The 3,651-nt window shown below is 64.8% G+C and carries 5 protein-coding genes; 4 read left to right on the top strand and 1 reads right to left on the bottom strand.

The genetic code is table 11. The features are described from left to right. Positions 1-896, top strand: an 896-nt coding sequence (locus ACLP9N_RS36890; protein ID WP_442412025.1) for an anti-sigma factor, incomplete at its 5' end; no start/stop codon positions are given. Between the two features lie 48 nt (positions 897-944). Here the strand turns inward: ACLP9N_RS36890 and ACLP9N_RS36885 are convergent. Next, positions 945-1,124: a hypothetical protein gene (locus ACLP9N_RS36885; protein ID WP_442412024.1), complete on the bottom strand. Its 180-nt coding sequence runs from the start codon at positions 1,122-1,124 to the stop codon at positions 945-947. A gap of 359 nt (positions 1,125-1,483) precedes the next feature. Between ACLP9N_RS36885 and ACLP9N_RS36880 the strand changes: the two genes are divergently transcribed. The 3 genes from ACLP9N_RS36880 to ACLP9N_RS36870 form a co-directional block, all read left to right on the top strand. Next, positions 1,484-1,897 (top strand): DUF3617 domain-containing protein, encoded by a 414-nt coding sequence (locus ACLP9N_RS36880; RefSeq protein ID WP_442412023.1) that lies wholly within the window; start codon positions 1,484-1,486, stop codon positions 1,895-1,897. A 38-nt stretch (positions 1,898-1,935) separates the two neighbouring features. Further along, entirely contained in the window at positions 1,936-2,895 is a 960-nt protein-coding gene (dmeF, locus tag ACLP9N_RS36875) for a CDF family Co(II)/Ni(II) efflux transporter DmeF (protein ID WP_442412022.1), read from the top strand. Between the two features lie 55 nt (positions 2,896-2,950). After that, the coding region (locus ACLP9N_RS36870; protein WP_442412021.1) for an ABC transporter substrate-binding protein at positions 2,951-3,651 on the top strand (701 nt) is incomplete at its 3' end.

The following is a 3,651-nucleotide window of genomic DNA, read 5'->3' as shown; positions in this document are numbered from 1 at the left end:
TCGATCCGCAATTCGAGGCGGCCGTGCGCCAGTGGGAGCGCCGGCTCGGCGAACTCAACGTGATGGTCGAGGCGGTCGAGCCGCCGCCGCGGGTCTGGGAGAAGATCAAGATCGAGATCGGCCCCGTCGCAACACCCAGCGGTATAGACTTGCCGCAAGCCGCGGCGCCGGAGCAGGGGGTGCCGCCGACAGCAGCCACGCTGGCCGCGGACCTTTTGCCGCCGGAGACCGAGCCGACGAAGGCGACACAAGACCAGGCACCAACCGGTCCGGTGGCCGCACCGTCATCGCCAGGACCGGCGGCAAGGAAAGTCGAACGCAGTGCCGACGTCGTCTCACTGGAGAGCAAGGTCAAGCGCTGGCGGGGCATGACACTTGGCATCGGCGCGCTCGCCGCTTTGCTCGCGATCTACATCGCCGTGGGGCAGTTCAAACCCGATCTCATTCCGGCGCAGATGCGGCCGGCGGGTCCGGGCCCGGTCGCGCGAACCCAGGAACCGGCACGCTCGGCCCAGGATCGGCTGGTTGTGGTGCTGCAACAAGAGCCGACCGCACCGGCGTTCCTCCTCACCCTCGACACGCAAAAGCGGACGCTGATCGCACGGCGGGTGTCGGCTACACCCGAGGCAGGGCGAAGCTACGAGCTGTGGTTGATCTCAATGCAGTTTCCAAACCCGCGTTCGCTCGGAATTGTGGGCAATGAGGAATTCACGCAACGCGCGCTTCCAGCCAATACCAACGTCGACACGTTGCGGGGGGCGACATACGCCGTATCGCTCGAGCCCGCCGGCGGCTCGCCAAGCGGGGTGCCGACCGGGCCCGTCCTGTTCACCGGCAAAGCGATCGAAAGCCTGCCGGCGACGCCGCCGCCGACGAATGCCACTCCGAAGACGTGACGGTGCACCTTCCGGCGCGGAGACAAGCGGATCGGAACTTGCAGAAGTTTACCGGATCGCGGGAAGATGCCCGCTCACGGCCGTCTGCTGGCCGGCCTTGACGAGCGGTGCGGTGCCAAGATCGATCGTGCTGACATGGGCGAAAATGCCAACTGCCGCAACCAACGTCGCGCACAGCAGGCCAACGACCACAATCTTCAAATGCGTGCCGCGGTCCGCGCTGTACATCGAATGATTCATGTCATCCTCCCGGGTTTGCGCCGATCAGTCGCCGCGGCCGGGGTAAACGGGTAGGTTAGCTCCACTTAAGTACGTGCGAGCCCTCGCGCTGGAAACGCACTTCACTGAACCTTGAACAATCGTGATAACGGGTGAAAGGCCGCTTAGTTCCTCTTGTTAGCTCCTCTTGGCGGGTTCCGGCCGCCGCCTCGGTCCGGCCGCCGCTCCCACCTCCTTGTTTGAGCAGGGAAATGACACGGCCTCCCCGGCAGGATTTGCCGGGTATATGCTACCGGGATCAGAGTCGGGCCCAGTCGTTGAGTGAATTGGCAAGCTAGGGAAAGATGCCGCGGTTTTTTCGTGTTGCCTTGACTGCCGCTGCTGTCGTGCTGGCCGGCTCGGTCGCCTTCGCCGAGGGGGTTGCCCCCGGCCGGTGGCGAATCATCAGCCGTACCGAGACCGGCGGCGTGATCGGCCCCCCGCATGAGAGTTCGCGCTGTCTGACTGAGGATCAGGCGCGCGACGTGGCGACAACGTTTGCGCCAACACTAGGCGCGGACAATTCCAGCTGCTCCCCGATCGAGCGCAGCGTCAGCGGTCAAAAGCTGACCTGGCATGTCACCTGCAGGGGCCAGCTCGACATGGAGCAGGCGGGAGAGTTCACTTTCGACAGCCCGCACCACTACACCGCGACCACGCGGACGCGGGCGACCGTGTCCGGCAAAACCATGATCGACTCCCAAGACACGCTGGAGGGGCAATGGGTCTCGGAGTGCCGGTAAGGGTGGGAAGAATTTAGCTGCCGCAAGCGAGGTGCCTCATGCATTCGCATTCCGTCGCCCCTTGGACGCATCATCACGCCTTTCTCGGCGCGCATCACCACCAGCACGAGCGGCGCACCTGGAGCGTGGTCGCGCTGACGGCGTTGATGATGGTCGTCGAGATTACCGGCGGCACGCTGTTCGGCTCCCTCGCGCTGGTTGCCGACGGCTGGCACATGGCAACGCACGTCGCCGCGCTGGCGATCGCCGGGCTTGCCTATCTGTTCGCCCGCCGCCACGCCGAGGACGCGCGGTTTTCGCTGGGCACCGGCAAGTTCGGCGAGCTGGCGGCGTTCGCCAGCGCCATCATTCTCGGCATGATCGCGATCGGCATCGGCTACGAGTCGGTGCTGCGGCTCCTGCATCCCATCGCGATCCACTACCGTGAGGCGATCCCGATCGCGGCGCTCGGGTTGTGCGTGAACCTAGCCAGCGCCTGGCTGCTGCACGACTCTGATCACGACCACGCCCATGATTTGGCCGACCAATCCGCGGGCAAGCACGCTGCCTCTGAGGCGCATCATCGTGGGCATCATCAGGACTCCAACTTGCGCGCGGCTTACGTGCACGTGCTGGCCGATGCGCTGACCTCGGTTCTGGCGATAGTCGGGCTGTCGGCGGCGTGGGCGTTCGGCTGGACCTTCATCGATCCGGCGGTGGGGCTCGTCGGTATGATCGTGATTTTGTCCTGGGCGCTGAGCCTCATCCGCGCGGCCGGCCGCGTGCTGCTCGACACCGTTCCCGATCCGGAGCTGGCGCGACACATCCGCGAGCGCATCGAGATCGGCGGCGACCGCCTGACCGATCTGCATCTGTGGCAGGTCGGTCCGGGCCATGCAGCCATGATCGCGTCCGTCGTCTCGGATTCCCCGCAAGCGCCGTCGGTCTACAAAGGGCGGCTGGAAGGCCTGGCGGGGCTGTCGCACGTCACCATCGAAGTGAACGCCTGCCCGCATTAGGACGCGCTGCGGCGGAGCGCGGTGGTAGCCGCATCAAGACTTCGCGATCAACGCGATGCCGCCCACTATCGGCGCGGCTGTCTTGCAAGGGGCCCAGGAAAACGCGCATAGTCGAGCCGCTTGGGATTCGTCTGCGCAACAACGTCAATCAAAAGATCAGGCTATATCCCGATCATCAATTGAGGGGATGGAAATGTCCACAAAACCGCAACGGCTTATCAGCCGTCTGGCATGGTCGGCCGCGGTCGCGGCGCTCGCTTTCGCCGCGGCTCCGGCCAACGCTGCCGAACCGATCAAGATCGGTCTTGGCATGTCGCTAACCGGTCCGCTCGCCGCCAACGGTAAGATGTCGCTGGTGGCCATGCAGGTGTGGGAAGACGACATCAACGCCAAGGGCGGGCTGCTCGGCCGGCCGGTCCAGCTCGTCTACTACGACGATCAGAGCAGTCCGTCGCAAGTCCCCGGCATCTACGCCAAGCTGCTCGATGTCGACAAAGTCGATCTGATCGTCAGCGGCTATGCCTCGACCCAGATCGCAGCGGCCATGCCGGTCGCGATCCAGCACAAGAAACTGTTCATGAGCCTGTTCGGTACCGGCATCAACGAGCGGTTCAACTATCCGAAATATTTCTCGATGATCCCGAACGGCCCGACGCCGAAGCCGGCGTTTACGCGCGGCTTCTTCAAGGTGGCCGAACAGCAGAAGCCCAAGCCGCAGACGTTCGCCTTGGCCTCGGCCGACGCCGAGTTCGGCCG

The organism is Mycobacterium sp., assembly GCF_052144515.1.
Taxonomy (GTDB): domain Bacteria; phylum Actinomycetota; class Actinomycetes; order Mycobacteriales; family Mycobacteriaceae; genus Mycobacterium.
Note: the sequence above shows the minus strand (reverse complement) of the source record. Positions and strands in the feature narration are given on the sequence as shown.